Here is a 25,293-nt window from a genome sequence, read left to right as displayed (position 1 = left end):
TCCCAGCTACGCACCAGACCTCGGCCCGGACCGGCCGCTACAGTGGTCAAATGGCTGAACGCTGGATCTTCAAGGGGCACATTGCAGGCCTCGGCAGCACGTCTGGCCTGCGCGCAGTGGTGGGCATCTGGCAAGAGTCGCCGTTCGGTGCCTTTGCCGACGTCATGGTCCAAGAGCCCACCGGACACCGCACCCTGCTTGCGCCCAACAGGGAGGTGGCCGACTTTATCGCCGGCACCTACTCGTTCGACACCGTCGACGTCCTTGACGTTGCGGCGGTGCTGACCGCTGAGGCCCTGACGGTCGACGCCGGTCCCCTGGCTGTCCGCGCCGGTCTCGGACAGCGGTCCCTCCTGGGCTGGGGGTTGCGTGCGGTGCCACGGCCCCTGGCGGTGCAACCACGGTGGCTCAGGCTGGTGGGCCCGCTGGCCGGTGTCTTGAGCCCCGGTGCGCGGACCTCCGGATCGGCGGGTAGCGGCAGGGTGGAGTACTACGGCGTCACCGACCTGCGCAGCATCACCACAGGATCATTGCAATGGTCAGGCCGGGATGCTGGCGCGCTGGCCACGGTCCGGCCGCCGGTGACGTTCGGCTTCAGCAGCGTGCCGCCGCAGCCAAGCCTCGCCACCGTGCAGACAACGATTGTGGGCACCTGACCCGGGCACAGGCTCTTCAGGGCTGAGGTTCTTCTGGTTCAGGTCCTTCCGGGCTGAGGTTCTTCTGGGCTGAGCTGGGACTCGAACATCCGGAAATACCGCCCCCGCAGGGCAACCAGTTCCTTGTGCGTGCCCTGCTCAGCAATCAGGCCATCTTCGAGCATGTAGACAATGTCTGCCTTTTCGATGGTGGCCAGGCGGTGGCTGATGGCGATGATGGTGCTGCTGTGATCGGCAAACAGCCGGGTGAAGATGCGGTGCTCAGCCAAAGCGTCGATGGCGGATGTGGGTTCATCCATGACCATGAAGGATGCGTCCCGGTAGAAGTTCCGCGCCATGGCCAGCCGCTGCCACTGGCCACCGGAGAGCCCACTGCCTTTCCGGCCGCGTGGATCCTCCATCCAGTTGCTCACGTGGTTTTCCAGGCCGTTGGGCAGTTTGTTGATGAATTCCAGAGCCTCGGCATCTGCTGCGGCGCGCCGGATGCGTTGGTCGTCTCGCGGCGATTCAACGTCGCCAAACCGGATGTTGTCCGCGGCGGTGGCAAATTCGTACTTCAGGAATTCCTGGCTGAGGACGGCCAGATGCCGGTGCCACGAAGTGACATCGACGCTGGCCAGATCGACGCCGTCGAGCAGTACCTGGCCTGAGTCTGGCGCATAGAGCCCTGCCAGGATCCGGATCAACGTCGACTTGCCAGCCCCGTTCTCCCCCACGATCGCCACGTGCTGGCCTTCTCGGATGGTCATGCTGATGCCGCGGATCACTTCCGTCTCACTGCCGGTGTAGGTGAACCGAAGGTCCCGCAGCTCCACCACGCGGGGCGCTGCCAGCAGTTGCGGCGAACGGTCGGTGTGGGCTGGCAGGTCCATGAAGAGCTCATAGTCCTTCAGGTTGGCCAGGTCCTCATCGATGGAACTGAGCGACGTCACCAGGTTGTTGGCGGTGGACAGCGCCCTGCTGACGATCTGCTGGACGTACAGGAACTGGCCCACCGGCTGGGCGCGGGCAATGATTTGGCCCACCACCCAGATCAGCGAGACCACTTCCGCGCCGTACTGGAGGGCGTCTGCCGCCAACTGTTTGGGGATGTAGCGGCGTTGGAAGTCGAGCCGGCGGCGTTCGTCAGCATCGCGGAGCCGGGAGCGGAGGTCCATCAGGTGCCTGACAATCCCGTACAGCCGCATCTCGGCAATGTGCTGCGGCCGGAGCAGGTTGGTCTCGATCATCCGCCGTTGCCGACGTGAATCTACCTGCGTGTTCCAGTGCGCAATCTGCTCGCGGGAGAGTTTGAACTGCAGGTACACGCTGGGCACAATCGCCACCAACACAATCACGGCGATCCACCAGCTCACCAGCAGCAGGGCGCCGATGGCGAGCAGGACAGAGATCAACTGCGTGAAGATCGCGGCGATGCGGTCCAGGACCCGGGCATAAGAATCAGAGAACCGCTTGGCCCTGTCATACAGGTCGACGGTTTCCTTGTCGTCGTAGCGCCAGAACTCGAGCGCCAAGAAGCGCTCATACATCTGGTCCCCCACAATGGCGCCCACCTTGAAGCTCATGAGTTGCTGGATGTATCGGTCGACGCTGTTAAAAGCACCCCACAGGAGGCCCAGGGCGGCGGTGATGATGACGTACACGATGGCCTGCTGACCGGCGGCTGAATCGCCGGCGTATGCCGCAGCGAGCGCCGTGGTGGTCAGGGCAGCGAAGTACGTGGTTACCAAGGGCAGCACTGCCGAGATCAGGGAGCCCAGGACCTTCATCACGACGGCGGCCGGCGAGGCCCGGAAGCTGACGCGCAGCACCTGCGCCACAGCCTTGGCGTACGGCCGCAGGGTCAGGCGCCGCTGCGCGTCGCGCTTGGGGTTCAACTCCGCTGGGTGGCGTGATTCCGGCATGGGCTCAGCCTAGTTCCCTGAACAGACAACGGCAGGCCGCGCCCAAGAAGGACGCGACCTGCCGATATTCAAAATGTTCGTGTGAGGTCAGCGGGAACCGTAGTTCGGCGCTTCTACCGTCATCTGGATGTCGTGCGGGTGCGATTCCTTAAGCCCGGCAGCGGTGATGCGGACGAACTTGCCGCGGGCTTTGAGCTCGGGAATGGTGGGTGCGCCCGTGTAGAACATGGTCTGGCGGAGGCCGCCTACCAGTTGGTGGGCCACGGAGGCGAGCGGCCCACGGTAGGCCACGCGGCCTTCGATGCCCTCGGGGATGAGTTTGTCGTCGCCGGACACGTCTGCCTGGAAGTAGCGGTCCTTGGAGTAGGAGGTGTTCTTGCCGCGGGTCTGCATGGCCCCCAGTGATCCCATTCCGCGGTAGAGCTTGAACTGCTTGCCGTTGACGAAGATCAGGTCACCCGGGGACTCGTCGCAGCCGGCCAGCAGGGAACCGAGCATGACGGTGTCGGCGCCGGCGACCAGCGCCTTGCCGATGTCGCCGGAGTACTGCAGGCCGCCGTCGGCGATCAACGGCACCCCGGCCGGGATTGCCGCCTTGGCCGATTCGTAGATGGCCGTGATCTGCGGGACGCCGACGCCAGCTACCACGCGGGTGGTGCAGATGGAGCCGGGGCCAACACCCACTTTGATGCCGTCCGCGCCGGCATCAATCAGGGCCTGCGCACCTTCGCGTGTGGCTGCCTGGCCGCCGATGATGTCAACGTGCGCCACGGCAGGATCAGACTTCAGGCGACGGATCATGTCCAGGACGCCCTGTGAATGGCCATTGGCGGTGTCAACGAACAACGCGTCTACGCCTGCGTCCACCAGGGTCATGGCGCGCTCCCAGCCGTCACCGAAGAACCCGATGGCAGCGCCAACCCGGAGGCGACCTTCGTCATCCTTGGTGGCGAGGGGGTACTGCTCGGCCTTGGTGAAGTCCTTGGTGGTGATCAGGCCCCTGAGCCGGCCCTGCTCATCGACCAGGGGAAGTTTCTCAATCTTGTTGGTGGCGAGCTTGTGTGAGGCTTCCTCACGGCTGATTCCCACGCGGCCGGTGACCAGCGGCATCTTGGTCATGACGTCGCTGACCAGCCGCAGCGGGAAGTCGGCTTCCGGCACGAACCGGGTGTCGCGGTTGGTGACGATGCCCAGAAGCCGCATGCCCTCATCGACCACGGGCAGGCCGGAAACGCGGTAGTGGGAGCAGATCTCGTCCAGTTCCGCCAGTGTGGCCTCAGGGCCGATGGTCAGCGGGTTGGTGATCATTCCCGACTCGCTGCGCTTGACCCGGTCCACCTGGTCGGCTTGGTCCTGGATGGAAAGGTTGCGGTGCACCACGCCCAAGCCGCCCTGGCGTGCCATGGCGATGGCCATCCGGGATTCAGTGACGGTGTCCATCGCGGCGGACAGCAGTGGCGTCTGCACAGTGATCCGCTTGGAGATCCGGGAGGAGGTGTCCGCCTCGGACGGGATCACGTTCGTGTGGCCCGGGAGCAGCAGGACGTCGTCGTACGTGAGGCCGATCAGGGCGAAGGGGTTGTGTTCGGGCTCGGTCATGAGTGCGCCTCTTACCTTGGTTGCTTGGCGGGGAAGGGGTTGCAGCCGATGACCGGCCCGTTATTACGGGACCGGCCTGTGCAGAACGCCCGGGACGCCTACCGGAGGGTGGCAGCCATCGCTGGGCGGGAAGTGTTGAGTAAATATTAGAACCTTCACGCCCATCCCCCTATTCCGGAACGGGAATGTGAGCAACCGCACCCTGGGCTCCAGCCCTCAGTTCCAGCCGGTGGCAGCCAGCAGGCGTTGCTCAAACATGGGGATCATGCTCTCCACATAGGTGCGGGTGAGGTGGTTGTCATCCTTGTAGACGTACACATTTCCTACCACGGCAGGGCAGATCCCCTCGGCGCAGATGAAGTCGCTCATGTCCATGAGGTGCAATCCAGGCATCTGGCCGCGGTAATTCTCCAGCGGTGAGGGGTCTACCAGGGACTCGTTCAATGGAGGATTGCATCGACTGGCTTCCGCCCCGTGCCGCTGGACGCACTCGGGCAAGCTGAATGTGAACCGTGGATTGTCCCGGATGCCCACGATCTCAATACCAGCGTCGGCGAACGGCCGGACGCCGTCCAGGTAGCCGGGAACCTCGGTCTCGAAGGGCGCTTCCTCGTGCGTCAGCGACGCTACGGTGAAGACGGCATCGGGCTGGTGTTCCACGGCATAGGTGGCACTGGCCTGGTTGTAGGCGTTGCACTCCGCACTGCGAGTCTCTGACTCGGCGCCGAAGCGGCACGCTGGCATCAGCAGGGTCACCAACTCCCAGCCGCGCGATGCGGCAATCGGGGCCAGTGCGGCCAGGTACTGCTGGGAGTGCGAGTCCCCCAGCACCACGATCCGTTTGGTCACCGGTCCAGACGGGATTTCCTGCCTGCAGCCGGCAAGGACGGGATCCGTGGTGGCATTGGCGTCGATGCACGGCGCATGGATTCCGGCCCAGTCGCTGTCCAGCGCCACCGGCCCCGGGATCACCCTCGCCGCCGGGGCAGGCTGCCCCGCGCGTTCCGGTGCGAGGACCGCGGCGCCGGGCGTGAGCTCCCGCGGTTGGGCCGCCGTCGCGCTTTCCTCAGCGGTGAGCGTGGTCTGCCAGACGGCGACCGGTCCGGCCAGCACGGCACCGCAGGCCACCACCACGACGGCGGTGCGCCAGGCACGCAGTTTGGGCCACCGCCAGTCCCGCAACGGTTTCTCGACGAACCGGGTGGTGAGCACGGCCAGGAGGAGGGCGGCGCCCACGATGCCGAGGCCCTGCATCAGGTTGGGTGCTTCCACCCCGGTGGCTGCGAGGGCGAACACCAGAATGGGCCAGTGCCACAGGTAGAGCGCATACGAGTTGTCCCCCAGCGCCACCGCTGTCCTGGTGCGCAGGATCAGGTCAACGCCGAAGCGACTGCCGGTGTTACCGGCAACGATGATCGCGGCGGCGGACAAGGTGGGCCAGAGTGCCACGAACCCTGGGAAGGACCGATCCACGGTGAGCAGCAGCCCACATGAGAGCATGCCCACCAGGCCAACCCAGCCCAGTACCAGGCGAAGGATCGGACCGGGCCGCAGGTACGGCAGGCTCAGTGCTACCAGGGATCCGAGCGCAAACTCCCAGAGCCGGGCATGTGTGTCGAAGTAGGCGTAAGCCTGGTTGGTGTTCGTCTGGTCAATAGAAAAGGCCAAGGACACCGCGAAGATACCGCCAAACACCACAGCCAGCAGGCCGCGGTAGCTCACCCTGCTGGCCAGCGGAGTCCGGCGCAAACCAGCAAGGACCAGGCCGCCGGCTGCGAAAATCAGCGGCCACAGGATGAACACCTGGCCTTGGATGGACAGGGACCAGAAGTGTTGCAGCGGGCTGGCGCCAGCGTGATCCTGGGCGTAATAGTCCACGGCGGTGTCTGCCAGCAGCCAGTTCTGTTGGTAGAGCAGCGACGCCCAGGCCTGGTCGAGGACCTGCGGCCACCGGCTCTGCTGCAGGATCAGCCAGGTTCCGGCCAGTACGGCCAGAATGACCACGACGGCGGCCGGCAGCAGCCGCTTGAAGAGGTGCAGCCAGTACGTCAGCAGGCCAAAGGGCATACCGGATTCGACCTTGCGGACAAAGGACAGCGTCAGCAGGAACGCGGAGATGAGCAGGAAGATGTCTACCCCGCCGGACACCCTGCCAAGCCACACGTGGTACGCCACCACCATGAGGACGGCCAGGGCACGCAGTCCTTGGACCTCGGGCCGGTAGCCGGGGCGGGCTTTTCCCCGCGGGGCGCCCTTTACTGTGTCGCTGATCGTAGCCCGCATCAGGGTTGCCACCCGGTGGCTGCCATGAACTCGCGTTCAAAGACCGGAGCGAGGGTCATAAGGTACGAACGCGTCACATGGTTGTCGTCCTTGTAGACAATCACGTTGCCGATGATGGGCGCGCAGATCCCTTCAGGGCAGAAGTAGGGGGTGAAGTCCAGGAAGGAAACGTTGGGGAGGGCCACGGCGTCGGTGGGTGATACCGCGCTGAAGTTTTCTGCAGCAGTGGATCCACACACCGCGGTGTCACCGGGATTGGCCTCCAGACAGGCCGGAACTGGGCTGGGCATGCGGGGGGTGTCCCGCACGCCAACAACTGCAATGCCGGCGGCCGTCAGCGCCTGTACTTCCTGGACCCAGGCATCCGTGAGGACTTCCGGCGCGTCGGCGCCACTCGCCGTACGGGTGCTGGTGGTGACCACCAGGTCAGGCTTCATCTCGAGCACCTTGGCCATGGCGTCGGCATTGAAGGCCAGGCATTCGTCGCTGATGCCCTGATCCGGCTGGGACGTCAGCGGACAGTAGCCCTTGGTGATGGACGTGAGGTTCCAGTGGTACTTTTCCGCCATCAGCAACAGCGGAGTATTAAGGACGTGGGCGTGTGAACTGCCCAGCACCACCACGCTCTTGGTGCCGTCTTCAATGCCGTTGGCACAGATGTTCTCGTCCGGGCCGTTACTTTCGCAGCCGTTGGGAAAGACTGGCCAGTCATCGGCGATGACTTCAAGTCCCGGCGCTGGCGGAACTTCCGGATCCGCGCGAAAGGTGTAGCCCTCGTTGAGGGACACCGCACCCAGGTAGCGAGGGTCGGCGCCGACCGCCAGTTGGGAGTTGGACTGCACAATCTGCTGGCGCCACAGGGCCAGCGGCGTGGCCGCAACAGCTACCGCGAGAACCACGGCCAAGACTGTCCGGCGCCGGTTGACCTCAGGCCATTTCCACTCCCGCCAAGGCTTTTCGATGTACCTGGTGGTGAGGTAGGCAAGAGCCAATGAGGTCAGGATGATGACCGTGCCGGACAACCAGCCGGCTTGCTCTTTGCCGGTCCAGGCCAAGGCAATGACCAGGACGGGCCAATGCCACAGGTACAGGGCGTAGGAGTTGTCACCCAACCGGACCAGTGGTCCTGAGGACAGAATCCGGTCCACCCCGAAACGGCTCTGCGTCTGACCTGCCACAATCACCAGCGCCGCAGCAACGGTTGGCCAGAGCGCTGCCACGCCCGGGAAGGCGCCTTGAACATCAAGCACGATGCCGCAGGCCAGCATGGCAAGCACACCGATCCAGCCCATGATGATGCGGGGGATCCTGCCCAGCCCAAGACCGGGCAGGATCAGCGCCACCAGCGTTCCGAGCGCGAACTCCCACAGCCGAGCGCCGGCGTCGAAATATGCCTGACCCTGGTTGGTGGCAGTGAAGACGATCGAATAGATCAGGGAAACCACAAAGATGCCGAAGAAAATGTAGACCAGCAACGGCCGGTAGGACAGCCGGAACCGGCGGGCCAGCAGCGCTGCACCGGTGAAGATCAACGGCCACAAGATGAAGACCTGGCCCTGGATGGAGAGCGACCAGAAATGCTGCAACGGGCTGGCGAGGCTGTGGTCGTTGGCGTAGTAGTCCACGGCCTGGCGCTGCAAGAGCCAATTCTCTGAGTACGTCAGGGCAGCCCAACCGTGATCAATCAGGTCCAACCACCGCGTCCGCGGCAACAGGAGCGCCGACGCCGCCAAGGTGGCCACGATGACCGTGACCGCTGCCGGAAGCAGCCGGCGGAACAGGTGCAGCCAGTGTTTAAGCAAGGCCATGGGTTCGCGCCGCTGATAACGGCCCACGAATTGCAGGGTCATCAGGAAGGCCGAAACGAGGAGGAAGACGTCCACACCGCCAGAGACCCGGCCAAACCAGACGTGGTAGGTCACCACCATCAAAACGGCGAGCGAACGCAGGCCCTGGATCTCGGGGCGGAAGGTCGCTTTGCGCTTTCTGGGGCGCATTTTCGGGTCTACGATGGCAGGCATTTGGGAGCGCGTTCCAGACATGGACGATCCTCCTGCGGTAGGCAAAGCATCTATTCTACCGGAGAAGACAGAAAAGGCCGGTCCGGCGGACAGCCGGACCGGCCTTTTCAGGCGGCTACAACCTAGTGGCTGTGGCCTGCGTGCTGGTCTTCGTCAGCGGGCTTTTCGACAACAAGGGTCTCGGTGGTGAGGACCAATGCGGCGATCGAAGCGGCGTTGCGAAGGGCGGCGCGGGTGACCTTGACGGGGTCAATGACACCGGCAGCAATCAGGTCTTCGTACTCGCCAGTCTTGGCGTTGAAGCCGTGGTTGGCTTCGAGTTCGGCAACCTTGGCAACGATGACGTAGCCATCGAAGCCAGCGTTCTGCGCGATCCAGCGCAGCGGCTGGGTCAGGGCGCGGCGGACGATGCCAACAGCTGCGGCAGCGTCGCCTTCCAGGGCGGTCACGGTCGGATCCTCATCCAGTGCCTTGAGGGCGTGGATCAGGGCCGAGCCGCCGCCGGAAACGATGCCTTCTTCGAGGGCAGCGCGCGTGGAGGAAACAGCATCCTCGATGCGGTGCTTCTTTTCCTTGAGTTCAACCTCGGTAGCGGCACCAACCTTGATGACACCGATGCCGCCAGCCAGCTTGGCCAGGCGCTCCTGGAGCTTTTCCTTGTCCCAGTCGGAGTCGGTGCGGGTCAGCTCGGCGCGAAGCTGGGCTACGCGGGCAGCAACGTCTTCAGCGGAACCGGCACCGTCAACAATGGTGGTGTTGTCCTTGGTGACCGTGATGCGGCGGGCAGTACCCAGCACCTCAAGGCCAACGGTGTCCAGGCTGAGGCCGAGTTCCGGCGAGACAACCTGCGCGCCGGTGAGGGTGGCGATATCCTGCAGCATGGCCTTGCGGCGGTCGCCGAAGCCGGGAGCCTTGACGGCTACCACGTTGAGGGTGCCGCGAATGCGGTTCACGATCAAGGTGGAGAGCGCTTCGCCGTCGATGTCTTCGGCGATGATGAACAGCGGCTTGGAGCTCTGCAGGGCCTTCTCCAGCAGCGGCAGGAAGTCCTGGACCGAGGAGATCTTGCCCTGGTTGACCAGGATCAGCGCGTCTTCGAGGACAGCTTCCTGGCGCTCAGCGTCGGTGACGAAGTACGGCGACAGGTAGCCTTTGTCGAACTGCATGCCCTCGGTGAGGACCAGTTCGGTCTGCGTGGTGGAGGATTCCTCGATGGTGATCACACCATCCTTGCCGACCTTGCCGAACGCCTCGGCCAGCAGTTCGCCAACCTCGTCGCTCTGCGCCGAGATGGCGGCCACGTTGGCAACGTGGGTACCGGATACTGGGCGGGCGTTTTCCAGCAGGCGGGCTGCGACGGCTTCAACAGAAACCTCGATGCCACGCTTGATCTGGCCGGGAGCGGCGCCGGCGGCTACGTTGCGCAGGCCTTCCTTGACCAGGGCCTGGGCCAGGACCGTTGCGGTGGTGGTGCCGTCGCCGGCAACATCGTTGGTCTTGGTGGCAACTTCCTTGGCCAGCTGCGCGCCAAGGTTTTCGAACGGGTCATCCAGTTCAACTTCACGGGCGATGGTGACACCGTCGTTCGTGATGGTGGGGGCGCCCCACTTCTTGTCCAGTACGACGTTGCGGCCGCGGGGGCCGAGCGTTACCTTGACCGTGTTGGCGAGCTTGTCGATGCCGGCTTCGAGAGCCCGGCGGGCAGCGTCGTCAAACGCTAGCTGCTTTGCCATGGTTTTGTCCTTTCAAGACAGAAACCCCGCGCCACTGACCACTACGTGGAATCAGCGGCGCGGGGATCCGGAAGAGTTACTTTACGACGATCGCCAGAACGTCGCGGGCGGAGAGCACCAGGTACTCGGCACCGCCGGTCTTGACCTCGGTTCCACCGTACTTGGAGTAGATAACGACGTCGCCAACGGCTACGTCAACGGGAACGCGGTTGCCATCTTCGAAGCGGCCGGGGCCAACTGCAACAACTTCGCCTTCCTGCGGCTTCTCCTGTGCGGAGTCCGGGATGACCAGGCCAGAAGCCGTGGTCTGCTCGGCTTCGAGCGGGCGAACAACAATACGATCCTCAAGAGGCTTAATAGAGACCGACACTCGGACCTCTCCTTTACGTCAGCAAATTTGTGGACTGGAGGGCTTTTTGCCAAGGCTGGCAAACCGTCGTCGCGGTGCCGGCAGCAGCCTGGCTGGCAGCTCTCCATGTGTTAGCAGCCTCCAAGGGAGAGTGCTAATGAAGACTCTATGTAAGGGTTAGCACTCGGTCAAGGCGAGTGCCAGAATTTCGTCATGGGCGGACGACGGCGACCCTACCCTGGGCGCCCCTAAGCACCTACCGTGCGAGGTCGTCGAAGCCCACGTCCTCGCCGCCGTCGGGCGCTTCAACCAGCTGCTTCCGGAACCGTCGCAGCAGGAGCCCGCCACACACGGCAGTGATCAGCGCCGCTACCAGCAGCACGATGCTGCCGATCCGCGCACCCGCATAGAGGCCCCGAATGTCTTGGGCTTCCTGGGTATTGTCCGAGACACTGTTGCCGCCTACCGAGTAGACGGTGGCGTTGAACGTGTCGAGGAAGAAGATGATGATCAGCACAGCGATGCAGACCACCGCTACGAGGGATCCGACGATCAGGGCGGTGCGGGCCAGGCCCGTATGCGGGTGTGGCGCGGGCTCCTGCTCGCCGGGCTGCAGTGATCCAGTGCTCATGCCTCAACCCTATCGGGATCAGGGCGAAAGAGCGCCGATCACGCGGGGCCAGCCTGTCCGTTCAGGCGGGGACGCTGGCGACGTCACGAGCCGCTGCAAGGAATGCTGCCAGGAGGCCCGGGAATCGGGTCTCCAGATCGCTGCGACGGAGCGAGCTCAGGATGGCAGTGCCCTGGTAGCGCTGCTCAATGACACCAGCCTCACGCAACACGCGGAAGTGGTGGGTTGAGGTGGATTTGGTGACGGGTAGGTCGAAGGCTATGCAGGACTGGTCATCGTGGCCAGCCGCCAATTGAGCGACAATCCGCCGCCGGATGGGGTCGGCCAGTGCGGCCATGACGCCGTCGAGCTCGATCTCACGGCATTCCGGGTGAGCCAATGTCCGCATATCCAACCTCTCCTAGTGCCTGCCTGCAGCACTCTAAAGTATGACATGGCTAGTAGTACGAATAAATCCGTAGTACGGTCAATGGCGTACCAGTTGACGATTTCCAGGAGAACCCCGTGGCAAACGTGTTTGATCCCATCAGCCTTCGTAGCGTGCAGATCCCCAACCGGTTCTGGATGTCACCCATGTGCACCTACAGTGCATCGGCAGAGCAGGAAACCGCTGGCCGCCCCACTGATTTCCACCTCGGCCACTACGCTGCCCGGGCTGCCGGCGGCGTGGGCCTGGTTGTTGTTGAAGCCACCGGAGTGCGCCCCGAGGGTCGCATCTCCCCGTACGACCTGGGCCTGTGGGACGACAGCCAAGTGCCGTCCTTCTCCCGGTTGGCCGCGGGAATCAAGGCAGCAGGCGCGGTACCCGGCATCCAGCTTGCCCACGCCGGCCGGAAGGGCTCTCTCAACCGCCCTTGGCTCGGCGGTAATCCGGTGGGTACGGATGACCTGGGCTGGGACACGGTTGGCCCCAGCGAAGCAGCCTTCCCCGGCTATCCCGCACCGTCTGCCCTGACCACAGACCAGATCGGCGACATCGTCAACGCTTTCGGCGAGGCCGCGCATCGCGCGGACGAGGCGGGCTTCGACGTCGCCGAAATCCACGGCGCCCACGGCTACCTCCTGCATTCCTTCCTTTCCCCAGTCTCCAACCACCGGACTGACGAATACGGCGGCAGCTTTGCCAACCGGTCCAGGCTGGTGCTTGAGGTGATTGATGCTGTCCGTGCCGCGTGGCCCGCGGATAAGCCCGTGATACTCCGGGTCTCCACCACGGACTGGATCCTGGAAAACCCTGAGGACGACCGGCAGGCGTGGGGACTCGACGAAACGGTGGAACTTGCGCGACTGGCCCAGGAGCACGGCGTGGACTTGTTGGACTGCTCTTCGGGCGGCAACGACCGCGTGCAGATCCCCGCTGCACGCGACTACCAGACCGCCAACGCAGCTGCCGTCCGGGCTGCAACCACCCTTCCGGTCGCGGCAGTGGGCCGGATTGACGATGCCCAGTGGGCCAACGAACTGGTCAGCACCGGCCAGGCTGATGCCATCTTCCTCGGCCGCATCCTCCTCCGGGACGCCTCGTGGGTCAACAACGCTGCGGCCACGCTTGAGGCCGCACCGCGTTTCATCGAGCAGTACGGCTACGCACTGGCGCCCGTAGGCTGACCACCCCGCGCCACCCCTGGATTGAAGTCAACTAGGCTGGAAGCCATGCCAGACGCTCCCCAGGAACAGATCGCACCCCTGCTCACAGCCGAGGGGTGGGAACTCCTCGGTTCCCTGGGCCCTTACCGGGACGCGGACTCCTACGAACTCAATGCCCGGCTCCGTAAGGCTGGGCATTCCCCCGAACTGGTCTCCGCCGTGCTCACGCAGTCAAGGCTGCGGACCAAGGCGGAGGCCAAGTTCGGCGAGTTCGCGTCCCGGATGCTCTTCACCCAGGCGGGCTTGGAGCAGGCCACCCGCCTGAACGTCGCCGCCCGGCACGCTCAGCGGTTTGTTGCAGCAGGTGTCAACCACGTTGCCGACCTGGGCTGCGGACTGGGAGCAGACTCGCTGGCCTTGGCGTCCATGGACCTCACGGTCACGGCCGTGGAAATGGATGAGACCACTGCGGCCTGCGCCACCGTCAACCTGATCCCGTTCCCCAACGCCACGGTGGTTCACGCTGATGCCACGGCCGCACCACTCGACGGGGTCGACGGCGTGTGGTTGGATCCGGCACGGCGCGTCACCACCAGTTCGGGGACCCGGCGCATCTGGGATCCGGAAGCCTTCTCGCCGCCACTGTCCTTCGTGGCGGAGTTGGCCGCCTCAGGGCGCGCAGTCGGCGTCAAAATGGGACCCGGCATGCCGCACGAGTCAGTACCGGACAACTGTGAGGCCCAGTGGGTTTCCGTGGCTGGCGACGTCACCGAAGTGGCCTTGTGGTTCAACGCGGTACGCCGGCCAGGCATCCGCCGCGCCGCCCTCGTTCTCGGTCCACAGGGCGCTGCGGAGATGACCAGCGACTCCGACTTCGGCGAAGGGCCACAGCCGGACGTGGGCCCGGTAGCGGGCTACCTCTACGAACCCGATGGTGCCGTCATCCGCGCTGGCCTGGTGGCCGACGTCGCGCGTGACCTGGGCGGACACCTGGTGGACGAACACATCGCCTACATCTGCGCCCCCACCCTGGTGGATACCCCCTTCGCCCGGGCCTACAAGGTGCTGGCGGTGAAGCCCTACAACGTCAAGGCGCTCAAGGCCTGGGTGAAGCAGGAAGGCATCACCGTCCTGGACATCAAGAAACGGGGCACGGCCGTCACCCCGGAAGAGCTCCGCAAACAGCTATTGCCTGCCGGTAAATCCATGACCAAAAAGGGCCTCGGCAAAACTGCCACCCTGGTCCTCACCCGGATCGGCGAGGACCGGGTAGCCGTGGTGGTGGAACCCGTCCAGGCGGCTACTGCGCCCGCATGAAGTCTTCGGCGGCCTTAACCTGATCGATGGTGGGCCTGACGCCGGTGTAAAGCACGAACTGTTCCAGGGCCTGGATGGTAGCAACTTCAGCCCCGGTGATCACCGGTTTGCCGGCCGCGCGGGCAGCCGTGATGAGGGGCGTTTCGGCAGGCAGCGCCACCACGTCAAACACCAGCTGGGCAGCATCGATGGCAGCGGCTGGGAACGAGACGGCATCAGCATCGGGACCGCCTGCCATGCCCAACGGCGTGACGTTGATGAGTAGATCGGCTGTTGCACCTGCCAGCTCTGCGCGCCAAGGAAACCCGTACTGCTCGGCGAGCGCCCGGCCGGCCGACTCATTCCGAGCGATCACCGTGACAGCGGTGAAGCCTGCATCGCGCAGTGCCGCGACGGTGGCTTTAGCCATTCCACCGGCACCCTGCACCAGGACTGAGTGGCTGGTGCGGACGTGATTGCTGGCGAGCAGCTGCTCAATCGCCGTGTAATCGGTGTTGTACGCCTTCAGGTGGCCGTCCGTGTTCACAATCGTGTTGACCGACTCGATGGCCGTGGCGGAGGGGTCCATTTCGTCAACGAGTGCCATCACGTCCTCCTTGAAGGGCATGGACACGGCACAGCCGCGGATGCCGAGGCCCCGGACGCCGGCGATGGCCTGTTCCAGGTTGGTGGGCGCAAACGCCTTGTAGATCCAGTTCAGGCCGAGCTGTTCATACAGGTGGTTGTGGAAGCGGGTTCCGTTGTTACTGGGCCGCGCGGACAGGGAGATGCAGAGAGTCATGTCTCTATTCAGGATGGGCACCCTCCCATTAAACGCGCTGCCGGGTTGATCCCGGTCAGGACGCGCAGCCAGTTCCTGCAGGATGCGGCCCGACGGCGGCGGGCAGCTTCCCGGGTGCCGTCGCCTTGCCGGCCAGCACCGCAGCCACGGCGTCGAAGGCGCCGTCACTCCGGCCGTAGGCGGCCAACTGAATGGGAGCTGTGGAACCCTGCAACGACCACGGTGCGTCGAGGGACACGGCGATGTCGCCACCGGAAGGCTGTCCACCGTAGCCGATCAGGTTGACCAGTGGGCCGGATCCAATGGCCAGGCCCGCCCGCGCTGCCGCGGCTTCAAACCTCGCCTTGTCGCCCGGGCCGCCACCGCTCACCCGCACGGCATTGGGCACCAGGGGACCGCTGCAGGGGCCCGCCACCACCGTGACAGCAGCAGACGAAATCTTTGCCGAGAGTGCGGCGCCCGCGCCGGGAGCGGCACCCGGGGTCGCTGCGGTCCGACCGCGCCACACCATCATGGTGACCACCTGCCGGGCGGCCTCAGCCAACCGTTGCGCAGGCAATGCACCGGAAGCCACCGCCTGGACGATCCCCGCATGCGCCTGGTCGACGTCGGCTGGCATCAGCAGCAGATCCGCGCCCGCGGCCAGTGCCTTGACCGCCGCGGCTCCGGCTGGGTACTGCTGGTCTACCGCTTCCATGTTGAGTGCATCGGTCACGGTCACCCCCTTGAAGCCCAGGCCGCGCAGGGCAGCGTACGTTGGCGCAGAGAGCGACGCCGGGACCCCGGGTTCCATGGCAGGCACGGCAATGTGCCCGGTCATCATCATCGGCGCGCCAGCTGCCGCCGCCGCGGCAAACGGCTTCCAGTCGCGGGCCTTGAGCTCGTCGACAGACGCGGGCTGAACCGGCAGCGCAAGGTGCGAATCGGTGGTGACTGAACCGTGGCCGGGGAAATGTTTGACCACGGGGAGGACTCCGGCTTTGAGCATGCCCTGGGAGAAAGCCATGCCCAGGGTGGCAACGACGTCCGGGTCGGTAGAGATGGAACGCGAGCCAATGGTGGGATCCTGCGGCCCGATGGTCACGTCGGTGTCCGGCGCGAAATCGACGGTGTAGCCCAAGGGTGCCAACTCGGCAGCAATGCCGCTGCCGGCCTCACTGGCCAACGGGGTGCTGCCGGCAGCACCCAGGCTCATGGGAGTGGGCCACTCAGTGAGGGGTGCGCCCAACCGCGCCACGATGCCGCCCTCCTGGTCTACCCCGATCAGGCCGGGCCACGAATCACCGTCGGCTTGGGTTGCCTGCGAGAGCAGCCTGTTGGTGGCGGTCATCGCGGCGGTATCCACCTGGCCTTGGGACTGCGGGACGTTATCGCCCATGATGATGGCGCCCGCCAGGTGAAGCCGCTCGATCACGGCAGCGTGGCTGGCCACGTCTGTTCCCTGGAAGAACGGCAGCAAGACCTGGCCAGCCTTCTCCTCGGTACTCATGCTGGCCACGGCGGCCGAGGCAGTGTCCAGGTCTTGCTGCTCGGGTCCCCAGCCGAGTGGCCGGGAACCAGCCGAAGGAGCAGCGGAAGCTGTGGCGGGGCCCGGCGTCGTGCGTTCGGTAGGAACGGGCGACGCCGAACCTGGCGGCACTGTCTGCGAGGCGGCCTGCGACGGCGGCGCAGTCACCGGCGTCGGGGTGCAGGCCGCGAGGGCAAGGGCAGCAAGCGCCGCTGCAAGGGCTCGAATCTTCACAGGACGTCGTGGCTGGTGCTGGAACGAAACCATTATCTCGATGCTACCCCTGCACTAGACTGAAGGAACCGTGTGCCCGTTGCAGCATCCTGCCAGCAAGAGCCAACGGCACCCGGACAGCAAAGGACACATGTGAAGATCGACTTCGCCACCTCTCGGCAATCCACCCTCGGGGTGGAATGGGAACTGGCACTGGTCAATGGTGCCACTGGCGAACTCGCATCAGTAGCCAACCAGGTCCTTCGCGGCGTGGCCGCCCGGCATCCCGAACTCAATGAGGATGACGAGCACCCGCACATCAAGCAGGAACTCCTGCTGAACACCGTGGAACTCGTCACGGGCATCTGCGAAACGGTCGCTGACGCCAAGGCGGACCTCAGCCGGTCCGTGGCAGCCGTCCGCGAAATCACCGATCCCATGGGTGTTGAGCTCTTCTGTGCCGGCAGCCACCCGTTCAGCCCGCCGCAGTTGCAGCCCGTCACGGACAAGGAACGCTACGCAAAGCTGATCGACAGGACCCAGTGGTGGGGCCGGCAGATGGTCATCTACGGCGTCCACGTGCACGTGGGACTGGACCGCAAGGAAAAGGCCCTGCCCGTGCTGGACGGCCTGGTGAATTACTTCCCGCACTTCCAAGCGCTGTCCGCCTCCAGCCCATTCTGGGGTGGCGAAGATACCGGCTACGCCTCACACCGGGCGCTGATGTTCCAGCAACTTCCCACGGCCGGCCTGCCGTTCCAGTTCTCTTCCTGGGCTGACTACGAGTCCTACGTCCAGGACATGTTCACCACCGGGGTGATCGACACCCTGTCCGAAATCCGTTGGGACATCCGCCCGGTCCCCAACCTCGGCACCATCGAGATGCGCATCTGCGACGGCCTCGCCACCCTGGAAGAAGTCGGTGCCATCGCCGCGCTCACCCAATGTTTGGTGGACGAATTCTCCACTACGCTCGACAACGGCGGCACCATCCCCACCATGCAGCCCTGGCACATCCAGGAAAACAAGTGGCGTGCCGCCCGCTATGGCATGGACGCGATCATCATCCTGGACTCCGCCGGCAACGAGCAGTTGGTCACCGAGCACCTGATGGCCACGCTCAACCGGTTGGAGCCGGTCGCAGCGAAACTCGGTTGCTCCGACGAACTGGCGGACGTCGAAAAGATCATCACCCGCGGCGCCGGCTACCAGCGGCAGCGGCGTGTCGCTGCTGAGAGCGGTGGCGACCTGCAGGCCGTGGTACTGGACTTGGTCAAGCAGATGCGGAACGGTCCCGCCGCATAACGGACGGGAGACCCCTGGCGTTCAGGCTGGCGGTCAGGTAGTCAGCCGGCGGTCAGGCGTCCAGCAGCACCGAGGTGACCGGGAGCGAGGAATCCGGTGCAAAGCCGATGTCACTGGGTTCCTTGCCGGCCATGACCAGCTGCGCGCCCAAGGCGGCCACCATGGCGCCGTTGTCCGTACAAAGGTTCAGTGCCGGCACGTGTAGCCGGATCCCGGCCGACCCGCAGCGCTGCGCGGTCAGTTCCCGGAGCCTGGAATTGGCGGCCACTCCCCCGCCCAGCAACACGTCCGTGATGCCGTGCTCCCGGCAGGCGAGGACCGCTTTGGACGTGATAATATCCACCACTGCTTCCTGGAACGACGCCGCGATGTCTGCCACCGGCACCTCTTCGCCGCGCGCCTCGAACTGTTCAACGCACCTGGCCACGGCAGTTTTCAGGCCGCTGAAGGACCAGTCATACCGATGCTTGCCCGGCTCCTCGGCCGTGCCCATGTACTTGGGTTGGCTGAGGCCGCGCGGAAACCGGATCGCCTTACCGTTGCCGGTTCGGGCCAGTTTGTCGATCGCGGGGCCGCCGGGGTAGCCCAGGCCCAGGATCCGGGCCACCTTGTCGTAGGCTTCGCCGGCAGCATCGTCAATGGTGGAACCCAGGAGTTGCACGTCATCGGTGAGGCTGTTGATCTTCAGGATTTCGGTGTGTCCGCCGGAGACGAGCAGCGCGCCGAGATGGGCGGGCAGCTGCGGGGCACCACCTGGTTGGGCGCTCCCACCCGGCGTGCCGCCGTCGGCCGCGTTTTGGTCCAGCAACCCCACGCCCACGTGCGCCACCAGGTGATTGATCGCGTACAGCGGTTTGCCGGTTGCCACGGCGAGGGCCTTGGCGGCGCACACGCCCACCATGAGGGCCCCGGCGAGGCCTGGACCTGCGGTGACGGCGATGGCGTCGATGTCGGCGAGTCTCACCCCAGCGTCGGCGAGGGCTTGGTCAAGGGTGGGGATGAAGGCGTCGAGGTGCGCCCGCGAGGCGATCTCCGGGATCACACCGCCAAACCGGACGTGTTCGTCCATGGAGGAGGAGACCGTGTTGGTGAGCAGTTCGGTGCCCCGGACAATGCCCACACCGGTCTCATCGCAGGAGGATTCGATACCCAGGACCAATGGTTGCGCGCGGTTCATGGCTTACCTGCCTCGGAAGATTGTGGGGACGTCTCGATCAGGGGCAGGCGCATGATGAGGGCATCGACGCCGTCACGGTAGTACCCGGGCCGGACATGGATCTGCTCGAAGCCAAAGCGCACGTACAGCGCCTGCGCCCGGGGATTGTCCGCACGGACCTCGAGCAGGACGTCCGCGGCACCCCTGCCCTTCGCTTCGGTGATGAGCCGCGTCAGCAGGGTGCTGCCGATCCCGCGGCCTTCATATTCGGGCACGACGGCGATGGTTTGGACGTCAGCGATGGGCTCGATGCACATGAGGCCGGCGTAGCCCACAATTCCGGCCGCATCCTCGGCAACCAGATAGTGCCGGGTCTCCGGCTGCGACAGCTCGGCCACGAACATGTGCTCTGGCCACGCGTCGATGGGGAACAGTCGCTGTTCGAGGGCGTTGACCGCTGGAATGTCGGCCGTGGTCATGGCGCGCACGGTGACGCCGTCCGCTGCTCCAGCCGGATTCACAGTGCACGCTTCCGTGGCCCCGGGACCTGGGCGTCGGATTCACGTAAGTAAAGCGGTGTGGAATCCAGCAGGGACTCCCCAGTAGTCAGCTTGGCCAACGCGAATTGGCCGAGGAACAGCGCATCGGGTTGCTCTGCGGCGAAGTCAGGGTCCGCCCGGAGCACGTCCCGGTAAAGCCCTGCACCCGCGCCAAAAGCAGGCAGGTCAGGCAGGTCGGCGGCGAAGCCAACGTGCGGGCCGTCCACCAGGCGCGGCAGCTGACCCGGCGCCAGCGTGTACCGGGCCCAGTAGACTTCCTTGCGCCGGGCGTCGGTTGCCACGACAAACTCGGGGACCGCCGCGGTGGACTCCGCGACCTCAAGGGCCACGGCGTCCAGGCTCATCAGCCCGTGCAGGGGTTTGCCCCACACGTAGGCCAGGGTCCGGGCGGTGGCGATGCCGGAGCGTAAGCCCGTGAACGGTCCGGGCCCCACCCCCACCACCACGGCGTCAACGTCTGAGCCGGACACTCCGGCCTCGGCAAGCATGGCCGCGATTCCCGGCGCCAGCACCTCTGCGTGGCTGCGGGTGTCCTCGGTGGCGAAGCTGGCCAGGACAGACTCTGGCGCATCATCGCTGACCAGTGCTGCGCTGGCCACGGCGGACGTGTCGATGGCGAGGATCAGCACGGGGAGTCTCCTTCTGCTACGAGGTCTGGGGCTGCGGCCCAACGCGGACCATAGCCGCGCAGCACAATGGTCCGGGGCTCGTCCGTTTCTTCTGCGTCGAAGTCGAGCGCGCCGTCGAGCCCGATGGCCCGGTGCAGGTCGATTTCCAAGCGGCTCTCGCTCAGGTGCTCCACCCGATCGCGTCCCCACTCCACCACCGTCACGGAACTATCCATGGTGTTCTCCAGGTCAATATCGTCTACTTCCGCGGCGGAGCCCAGCCGGTAGGCGTCCACATGGACCAGGTCTGGTCCACCCGGACGAGGCCCCGTGGCGAGGTTGGGATGGATGCGGACCAGCACGAAAGTGGGCGAGATGATCCCCGCTCGGACACCCAATCCCGCCCCCAAACCTTGGGTGAACGTGGTTTTGCCCGCACCCAGCTCGCCGGTCAGCACCAACAGATCGCCGGCAGACAATGCCGCTGCCAGCGTACCGGCGAGGGCGAACGTCTGCTCCGCCGTCGTCGCCGTGATGGTGTGTTCCCAATTCGCCTGGCTTCCGTTGGCACTCATGCGCGCACCATTGTTGCCCCTGAGTCAGGGCTCGCCTGCTCGTTGACGTATTGGCGGGGGACGCGCGGGCTGATTCTGGTGACCACCTCGTAGTTGATGGTGCCGGCGGCGAGCGCCCAGTCATCAACCGTTGGGCCGCCGTCGGCACCGTCACCAAACAGGACCGCCTCGGCGCCGCCGCTGATGGGTTCGATCTCGGCATTGTCAGGTCCGAGGTCGATCACCATCTGGTCCATGGCGATCCGCCCCACCACGGGGTAGGTGCGGCCAGCAATGCGGACCGGTCCTCCGGTGGCGATCCGGGGAACGCCGTCAGCGTAGCCCAGCGGAATCAACGCCAGGGTGCCCTGGGCGGCCGTCCGGTAGTGCAGCCCGTACGACACGCCCTGATCGGCCTGGACCTCCTTGCACTGCGAAACTTCCGTGCGCAGAGTCATGGCCGGCCGCAATCCGAGCTCCGCCGAACTCTGCCCCGCGAACGGGGAAAGCCCGTAGACCCCCAGCCCCACCCTGACGAGGTCAAAGTGGGTGTCAGGCCGGGACAGCGCCGCCGGGGTGTTGGCGAGGTGCCGGACCTCCAGGTCCACGCCGGCATCTTCGGCGGCCGCCAGAACTTCGCGGAACGTGGCCAGTTGCTGGTCCGTCTCGGGTCGATGGGGTTCGTCCGCGACGGCCAGGTGGGAGAAGATACCCACCACGCGGAGCAGGCCCTCGTCCTGGTACTCCATCGCCTCGCCCACCAGCGCATCCCACATCTGCGTGGTGGCGCCGTTGCGGCCCAGGCCGGTATCCACTTTCAAGTGCACGCGTGCGGGACGCTGCTGGTCGCGGGCGGCCGCGACGATGCGTTCCAGCTCCCACCCCGAACACCCGATGTCGATGCCAGCAGCTACTGCTGCGCCGAAATTGCTGTCTTGGGTATGCAGCCAGGCCAGCAGCGGAGCATCGATGCCGGCCGCGCGCAGGGCAAGCGCCTCGGAAATGTGGGCCACTCCCAGCCACTTGGCACCCGCTTCCAAGGCGGCTCGCGCCACGGGGACAGCACCGTGGCCGTAGGCATCCGCCTTGACCACTGCCATCACCTTGGCGGGCGAGGCGACAGCCACGAGCCTGCGGACGTTGTGCCGGATCGCTTCGAGGTCAATCACGGCGGACCGCTCGTATCGGGGACTCCGGCCGGAGCGGGGATTCGTTTCGCCGGGCGTTGCAGGGTAAGTCACCTTAGTGATTCTAGTGCTGGGCCAACTGGCCGAATAATCGGGCGCGTTACGTCCTGCCAGCACACCGGACACGACGGCGGAGCGTAGGTTGGGAGTAGTGTTTTAGCGAATGCGCACCGTCGCGTCGCCCGGCTGGGGCGCCGCCGCCCGGAAGGAGGTCCCGTGGCATTGATCCGCAGGGTCGCTCTGCTTTCCCTCCACACCTCCCCCATGGAACAGCCCGGCTCCGGCGACGCCGGCGGCATGAATGTCTACGTCCGGGAGTTGGCCTCCTCACTGGCCGAGGCCGGAGTGGATGTGGAGATCTTTACCCGCGCCACAGCGGCCAACCAGCCCGCCGTCGAACATCCCGATCCCGGCGTCTGCGTGCACAACGTCCTGGCCGGCCCGCCGCGGAAGATCCCCAAGGAAGAGCTGCCGGGCCTGCTGAGCAGCATGGTGGCCGAGGTGGAGCAGATCCGGCGCCGGCAGCAACACGGCCGGTATGACATCATCCATTCGCACTACTGGGTGTCGGGGCTGGCCGGTCTTGAGCTGTCGCGGCTGTGGGGAGTGCCGCTGGTGCACACCATGCACACCATGGCCAAGGTCAAAAATCTGTTGTTGGAGTCGGGCGAAGCTCCCGAGCCGCGCCGCCGGGAGGTAGGCGAGCAACGGATTGTAGGCGGTGCTTCGCGGCTGATCGCCAACACCAATGCCGAGGCGCGCGAACTCGTCTCGCACTACGGTGCAAACAGTGAACAGATCGACGTGGCCCCGCCCGGCGTGGACCTGGGCACTTTCACCCCAGCGTTCCGGGCCCGGTCCCGCACCGAACACCGTGTCAGCCCCACCGCCTTCCACATTGTCTTTGCCGGCCGCATCCAACGACTTAAAGGACCCCATGTGCTGGTCCAGGCCGTGGGTCTACTCCGGCGACGGCGGCCGGATATCGAGCTGCAGCTCACCATCCTGGGCGCCATCAGTGGCAATCGGGACTTCAACCTCCGCACACTGGTTGCCGAGGCCGGACTGGACGACGTCGTCACGCAACTTCCCCCGGTCAAGGCACCCGAGCTTGCGGCCTGGTTCAGGGCCGCTGACGTGGTGGCTATGCCATCCTTCAGCGAATCCTTCGGCCTCGTGGCGTTGGAAGCTCAAGCCTGCGGCACCCCGGTGGTTGCGACCCGGGTGGGTGGGCTGTCCCGTGCCATCTTCGATGGCCGCACGGGTCTCCTGGTCGACGGGCACGATCCATCGGACTGGGCCGATGCCCTCGAAGCGTTGCACGACGATCCCGCCACCCGGGCCGACATGGGCCGCGCCGCCGCCATCCGCGCCCAGAGTTCCGGTTGGCAACGGACTGCAGCGGTGACCCTGGACAGCTACCACGCTGCTGCCGATTCCTTCGCCGCCCCGCACCTGGTTCCGGTGATCCCGGCGTCATAAGGGCCGCCGTCGGCCGCCCCAGCATCCTGTGCACTGCCCCTCGCCAGCACTTCGAAAGGACACCGTTTGCCCGAGCTGCCGTCCGACCTTGAAATTGCCCGTGCCGCCGCGATCCGGCCGATTGCGGAGATTGCAGAAGCCGCCGGGATCAATGCCGAGGCGCTGGAACCGTACGGCAGGTTCAAGGCCAAGATCGATCCAGCCCGACTGAACGCACCCGAACCAGCGGGCCAGGTGGTGTTGGTGTCCGCCATGTCGCCCACACCGGCTGGGGAGGGCAAGTCGACCACCACGGTGGGGCTGGCTGATTCGTTGGCGCGGGCTGGCCACAAGGTGATGATTGCGCTGCGGGAGCCGTCGCTGGGCCCCATCCTGGGGATGAAGGGCGGCGCAACGGGTGGCGGCTACTCGCAGGTGCTGCCCATGGACGAGATCAATCTGCACTTCACCGGTGATTTCCATGCCGTGACCAGCGCCAACAATGCCCTGATGGCCCTCGTGGACAACCATATTTACCAAGGCAACGAACTGGGCATCGATCCCCGGAGGCTGACCTTCAAACGGGTTCTTGACATGAACGATCGGGCGTTGCGCGAGGTGGTCATTGGCCTCGGCGGACCCACTCAGGGCGTGCCCCGGCAGGACGGATTCGACATCACGGTGGCGTCCGAAATCATGGCCGTCTTCTGCCTCGCCACTGACCTGCACGATCTCCGCGACCGGCTGGGCCGCATCACGTTCGGGTTCACCTACGATCGGGCCCCGGTCACTGTGGCTGACCTCAAGGTGCAGGGCGCCCTCACTCTGCTGCTCAAGGACGCCGTCCGGCCCAACCTGGTGCAGACCATCGCCGGAACGCCAGCCCTGGTGCACGGCGGCCCCTTCGCCAACATTGCCCACGGCTGCAATTCCCTCATTGCCACCCAAACCGCCCGTCGGCTGGCCGATGTGGTGGTCACAGAAGCAGGCTTCGGCGCGGATCTTGGGGCCGAAAAATACATGGACATCAAGGCACGCACGGGCGGCGTGGCTCCGTCGGTCGTGGTGGTGGTCGCCACCGTCCGGGCCCTGAAAATGCAGGGCGGGGTGGCCAAAGACCAGCTGGCCCATCCTGACCTTGGCGCGTTGGCTTCAGGCGTAGCGAATCTCAAACGCCACCTGTCCAACGTGGCGAAGTTTGGGGTTCCGCCCGTGGTGGCCATCAACAAGTTTGCGGCAGACACCGCGGAGGAACTTGAGTGGCTCCTGGCCTGGTGTGCCGACGAAGGGGTCCCGGCCGCCGTCGCGGACGTCTGGGGCCGGGGCGGCGGAGGCGACGGCGGTGACGCACTGGCAGCCCTGGTCGCCGAGGCCCTCACCGGGCCCAGCACCTTCCGGCATCTTTACCCCTTGGACATGCCCGTCGCGGACAAGATCCGCACCATCGCCCAGGAAATCTACGGTGCCGACGGCGTGGACTTCTCCGTGCCCGCCCTCAAACGGCTTGCGGACATCGAGCGCCACGGATGGGGCTCGCTGCCTGTCTGCATGGCCAAGACCCAGTACTCGTTCACCGACGACGCCTCCAAGCTGGGCGCCCCCACCGGATTCACCATCCACATCCGCGACCTGCTGCCCAAAACGGGAGCGGGTTTCATCGTGGCGTTGACCGGTGCCGTGATGACCATGCCCGGACTGCCCGCGGTCCCGGCAGCGCTGCGGATGGACGTGGACGACGCCGGCAACCCTGTGGGCCTCGCCTGACGACCCTCCCGGACTTTTTGAACTGGTCCCCGTTTGTTGGACTGGTTTATTGGGATTCTAGGCTGCGGTGGCTTGGGCCCGGTATTGGACCGGGCTTAGACCGTTGAGTTTGGTTGA

At 65.4% G+C, this 25,293-nt stretch carries 21 protein-coding genes; 6 read left to right on the top strand and 15 right to left on the bottom strand.

The features are described from left to right. Positions 1-50: 50 nt before the first annotated feature. On the top strand, positions 51-656 hold the full coding sequence (locus PSET11_RS08890) for a hypothetical protein (protein WP_124091744.1): 606 nt from the start codon (positions 51-53) through the stop codon (positions 654-656). Positions 657-694: 38 nt separating this feature from the next. Here PSET11_RS08890 and PSET11_RS08885 read toward each other — a convergent pair whose 3' ends face one another. The 8 genes from PSET11_RS08885 to PSET11_RS08850 form a co-directional block, all read right to left on the bottom strand. Continuing rightward, complete coding sequence (locus PSET11_RS08885; protein WP_124091743.1) at positions 695-2,560, bottom strand: ABC transporter ATP-binding protein; 1,866 nt, start codon at positions 2,558-2,560, stop codon at positions 695-697. Between the two features lie 87 nt (positions 2,561-2,647). Further along, a complete protein-coding gene (gene guaB, locus PSET11_RS08880) occupies positions 2,648-4,159 on the bottom strand; it encodes an IMP dehydrogenase (RefSeq protein WP_124091742.1) in 1,512 nt (503 codons plus the stop codon). Between the two features lie 216 nt (positions 4,160-4,375). Continuing rightward, positions 4,376-6,442 carry an acyltransferase family protein gene (locus tag PSET11_RS08875; protein WP_124091741.1) on the bottom strand — a complete coding sequence of 689 codons (2,067 nt, stop codon included), beginning with the start codon at positions 6,440-6,442 and terminating at the stop codon, positions 4,376-4,378. After that, a complete protein-coding gene (locus tag PSET11_RS08870) occupies positions 6,442-8,484 on the bottom strand; it encodes an acyltransferase family protein (protein ID WP_124091740.1) in 2,043 nt (680 codons plus the stop codon). The genes PSET11_RS08875 and PSET11_RS08870 overlap by 1 nt, the downstream gene beginning before the upstream one ends. A gap of 101 nt (positions 8,485-8,585) precedes the next feature. Next, a complete protein-coding gene (groL, locus tag PSET11_RS08865) occupies positions 8,586-10,196 on the bottom strand; it encodes a chaperonin GroEL (RefSeq protein WP_124091739.1) in 1,611 nt (536 codons plus the stop codon). Between the two features lie 76 nt (positions 10,197-10,272). Then, the gene (groES, locus tag PSET11_RS08860) at positions 10,273-10,566 is read right to left on the bottom strand and encodes a co-chaperone GroES (protein ID WP_124091738.1); all 294 of its coding nucleotides are present in this window, start codon (positions 10,564-10,566) and stop codon (positions 10,273-10,275) included. 235 nt (positions 10,567-10,801) lie between these two features. Beyond that, on the bottom strand, positions 10,802-11,176 hold the full coding sequence (locus PSET11_RS08855; protein ID WP_203415943.1) for a hypothetical protein: 375 nt from the start codon (positions 11,174-11,176) through the stop codon (positions 10,802-10,804). A gap of 61 nt (positions 11,177-11,237) precedes the next feature. Beyond that, complete coding sequence (locus tag PSET11_RS08850) at positions 11,238-11,564, bottom strand: ArsR/SmtB family transcription factor (RefSeq protein ID WP_124091737.1); 327 nt, start codon at positions 11,562-11,564, stop codon at positions 11,238-11,240. A gap of 116 nt (positions 11,565-11,680) precedes the next feature. Here PSET11_RS08850 and PSET11_RS08845 point away from each other — a divergent pair, with 116 nt between their 5' ends. Both PSET11_RS08845 and PSET11_RS08840 read left to right on the top strand, forming a co-directional pair. Continuing rightward, positions 11,681-12,784, top strand: a complete 1,104-nt coding sequence (locus tag PSET11_RS08845) for an NADH:flavin oxidoreductase/NADH oxidase (protein WP_124091736.1) — start codon at positions 11,681-11,683, stop codon at positions 12,782-12,784. Between the two features lie 45 nt (positions 12,785-12,829). Further along, positions 12,830-14,080, top strand: coding sequence for a THUMP-like domain-containing protein (locus PSET11_RS08840; protein WP_124091735.1), 1,251 nt, complete (start codon positions 12,830-12,832; stop codon positions 14,078-14,080). Here the strand turns inward: PSET11_RS08840 and PSET11_RS08835 are convergent. Continuing rightward, entirely contained in the window at positions 14,064-14,861 is a 798-nt protein-coding gene (locus PSET11_RS08835) for a shikimate 5-dehydrogenase (protein WP_124091734.1), read from the bottom strand. The two genes, PSET11_RS08840 and PSET11_RS08835, sit on opposite strands and share 17 nt — an antisense overlap. A gap of 55 nt (positions 14,862-14,916) precedes the next feature. Further along, positions 14,917-16,350: a glycoside hydrolase family 3 N-terminal domain-containing protein gene (locus tag PSET11_RS08830; protein WP_124091733.1), complete on the bottom strand. Its 1,434-nt coding sequence runs from the start codon at positions 16,348-16,350 to the stop codon at positions 14,917-14,919. A 384-nt stretch (positions 16,351-16,734) separates the two neighbouring features. Between PSET11_RS08830 and PSET11_RS08820 the strand changes: the two genes are divergently transcribed. After that, entirely contained in the window at positions 16,735-17,886 is a 1,152-nt protein-coding gene (locus PSET11_RS08820; protein WP_124091732.1) for a glutamate--cysteine ligase, read from the top strand. Positions 17,887-17,938: 52 nt separating this feature from the next. On the opposite strand, the gene tsaD is transcribed toward PSET11_RS08820, so the two are convergent. The 5 genes from tsaD to alr are packed head-to-tail and all read right to left on the bottom strand — an operon-like array spanning position 17,939 to position 22,005. Continuing rightward, a complete protein-coding gene (gene tsaD / locus PSET11_RS08815) occupies positions 17,939-19,063 on the bottom strand; it encodes a tRNA (adenosine(37)-N6)-threonylcarbamoyltransferase complex transferase subunit TsaD (protein ID WP_124091731.1) in 1,125 nt (374 codons plus the stop codon). Continuing rightward, positions 19,060-19,521: a ribosomal protein S18-alanine N-acetyltransferase gene (gene rimI, locus PSET11_RS08810; protein WP_124091844.1), complete on the bottom strand. Its 462-nt coding sequence runs from the start codon at positions 19,519-19,521 to the stop codon at positions 19,060-19,062. The genes tsaD and rimI overlap by 4 nt, the downstream gene beginning before the upstream one ends. Before the next feature lie 38 nt (positions 19,522-19,559). Beyond that, a complete protein-coding gene (gene tsaB, locus PSET11_RS08805; RefSeq protein ID WP_124091730.1) occupies positions 19,560-20,231 on the bottom strand; it encodes a tRNA (adenosine(37)-N6)-threonylcarbamoyltransferase complex dimerization subunit type 1 TsaB in 672 nt (223 codons plus the stop codon). Beyond that, entirely contained in the window at positions 20,225-20,785 is a 561-nt protein-coding gene (gene tsaE / locus PSET11_RS08800) for a tRNA (adenosine(37)-N6)-threonylcarbamoyltransferase complex ATPase subunit type 1 TsaE (protein WP_124091729.1), read from the bottom strand. The genes tsaB and tsaE overlap by 7 nt, the downstream gene beginning before the upstream one ends. Continuing rightward, entirely contained in the window at positions 20,782-22,005 is a 1,224-nt protein-coding gene (alr, locus tag PSET11_RS08795; protein ID WP_124091728.1) for an alanine racemase, read from the bottom strand. Before alr ends, tsaE begins: the two co-directional genes overlap by 4 nt. Before the next feature lie 162 nt (positions 22,006-22,167). Between alr and mshA the strand changes: the two genes are divergently transcribed. Further along, entirely contained in the window at positions 22,168-23,433 is a 1,266-nt protein-coding gene (gene mshA / locus PSET11_RS08790) for a D-inositol-3-phosphate glycosyltransferase (protein WP_124091727.1), read from the top strand. Between the two features lie 66 nt (positions 23,434-23,499). After that, positions 23,500-25,176, top strand: a complete 1,677-nt coding sequence (locus PSET11_RS08785) for a formate--tetrahydrofolate ligase (protein WP_124091726.1) — start codon at positions 23,500-23,502, stop codon at positions 25,174-25,176. Positions 25,177-25,293 lie beyond the last annotated feature (117 nt).

The sequence above is a fragment of the Arthrobacter ulcerisalmonis genome, from assembly GCF_900609065.1.
Classification (GTDB): domain Bacteria; phylum Actinomycetota; class Actinomycetes; order Actinomycetales; family Micrococcaceae; genus Arthrobacter; species Arthrobacter ulcerisalmonis.
Note: the sequence above shows the minus strand (reverse complement) of the source record. Positions and strands in the feature narration are given on the sequence as shown.

Coding starts and splice junctions, on each gene's coding strand:
- PSET11_RS08890 (WP_124091744.1), top strand. CDS start 51: ATGGCTGAACGCTGGATCTTCAAGGGGCACATTGCAGGCCTCGGCAGC.
- PSET11_RS08885 (WP_124091743.1), bottom strand. CDS start 2,560: ATGCCGGAATCACGCCACCCAGCGGAGTTGAACCCCAAGCGCGACGCG.
- guaB (WP_124091742.1), bottom strand. CDS start 4,159: ATGACCGAGCCCGAACACAACCCCTTCGCCCTGATCGGCCTCACGTAC.
- PSET11_RS08875 (WP_124091741.1), bottom strand. CDS start 6,442: ATGCGGGCTACGATCAGCGACACAGTAAAGGGCGCCCCGCGGGGAAAA.
- PSET11_RS08870 (WP_124091740.1), bottom strand. CDS start 8,484: ATGTCTGGAACGCGCTCCCAAATGCCTGCCATCGTAGACCCGAAAATG.
- groL (WP_124091739.1), bottom strand. CDS start 10,196: ATGGCAAAGCAGCTAGCGTTTGACGACGCTGCCCGCCGGGCTCTCGAA.
- PSET11_RS08855 (WP_203415943.1), bottom strand. CDS start 11,176: ATGAGCACTGGATCACTGCAGCCCGGCGAGCAGGAGCCCGCGCCACAC.
- PSET11_RS08850 (WP_124091737.1), bottom strand. CDS start 11,564: ATGCGGACATTGGCTCACCCGGAATGCCGTGAGATCGAGCTCGACGGC.
- PSET11_RS08840 (WP_124091735.1), top strand. CDS start 12,830: ATGCCAGACGCTCCCCAGGAACAGATCGCACCCCTGCTCACAGCCGAG.
- PSET11_RS08835 (WP_124091734.1), bottom strand. CDS start 14,861: ATGACTCTCTGCATCTCCCTGTCCGCGCGGCCCAGTAACAACGGAACC.
- PSET11_RS08830 (WP_124091733.1), bottom strand. CDS start 16,350: ATGAGTACCGAGGAGAAGGCTGGCCAGGTCTTGCTGCCGTTCTTCCAG.
- tsaD (WP_124091731.1), bottom strand. CDS start 19,063: ATGAACCGCGCGCAACCATTGGTCCTGGGTATCGAATCCTCCTGCGAT.
- rimI (WP_124091844.1), bottom strand. CDS start 19,521: ATGACCACGGCCGACATTCCAGCGGTCAACGCCCTCGAACAGCGACTG.
- tsaE (WP_124091729.1), bottom strand. CDS start 20,785: ATGAGTGCCAACGGAAGCCAGGCGAATTGGGAACACACCATCACGGCG.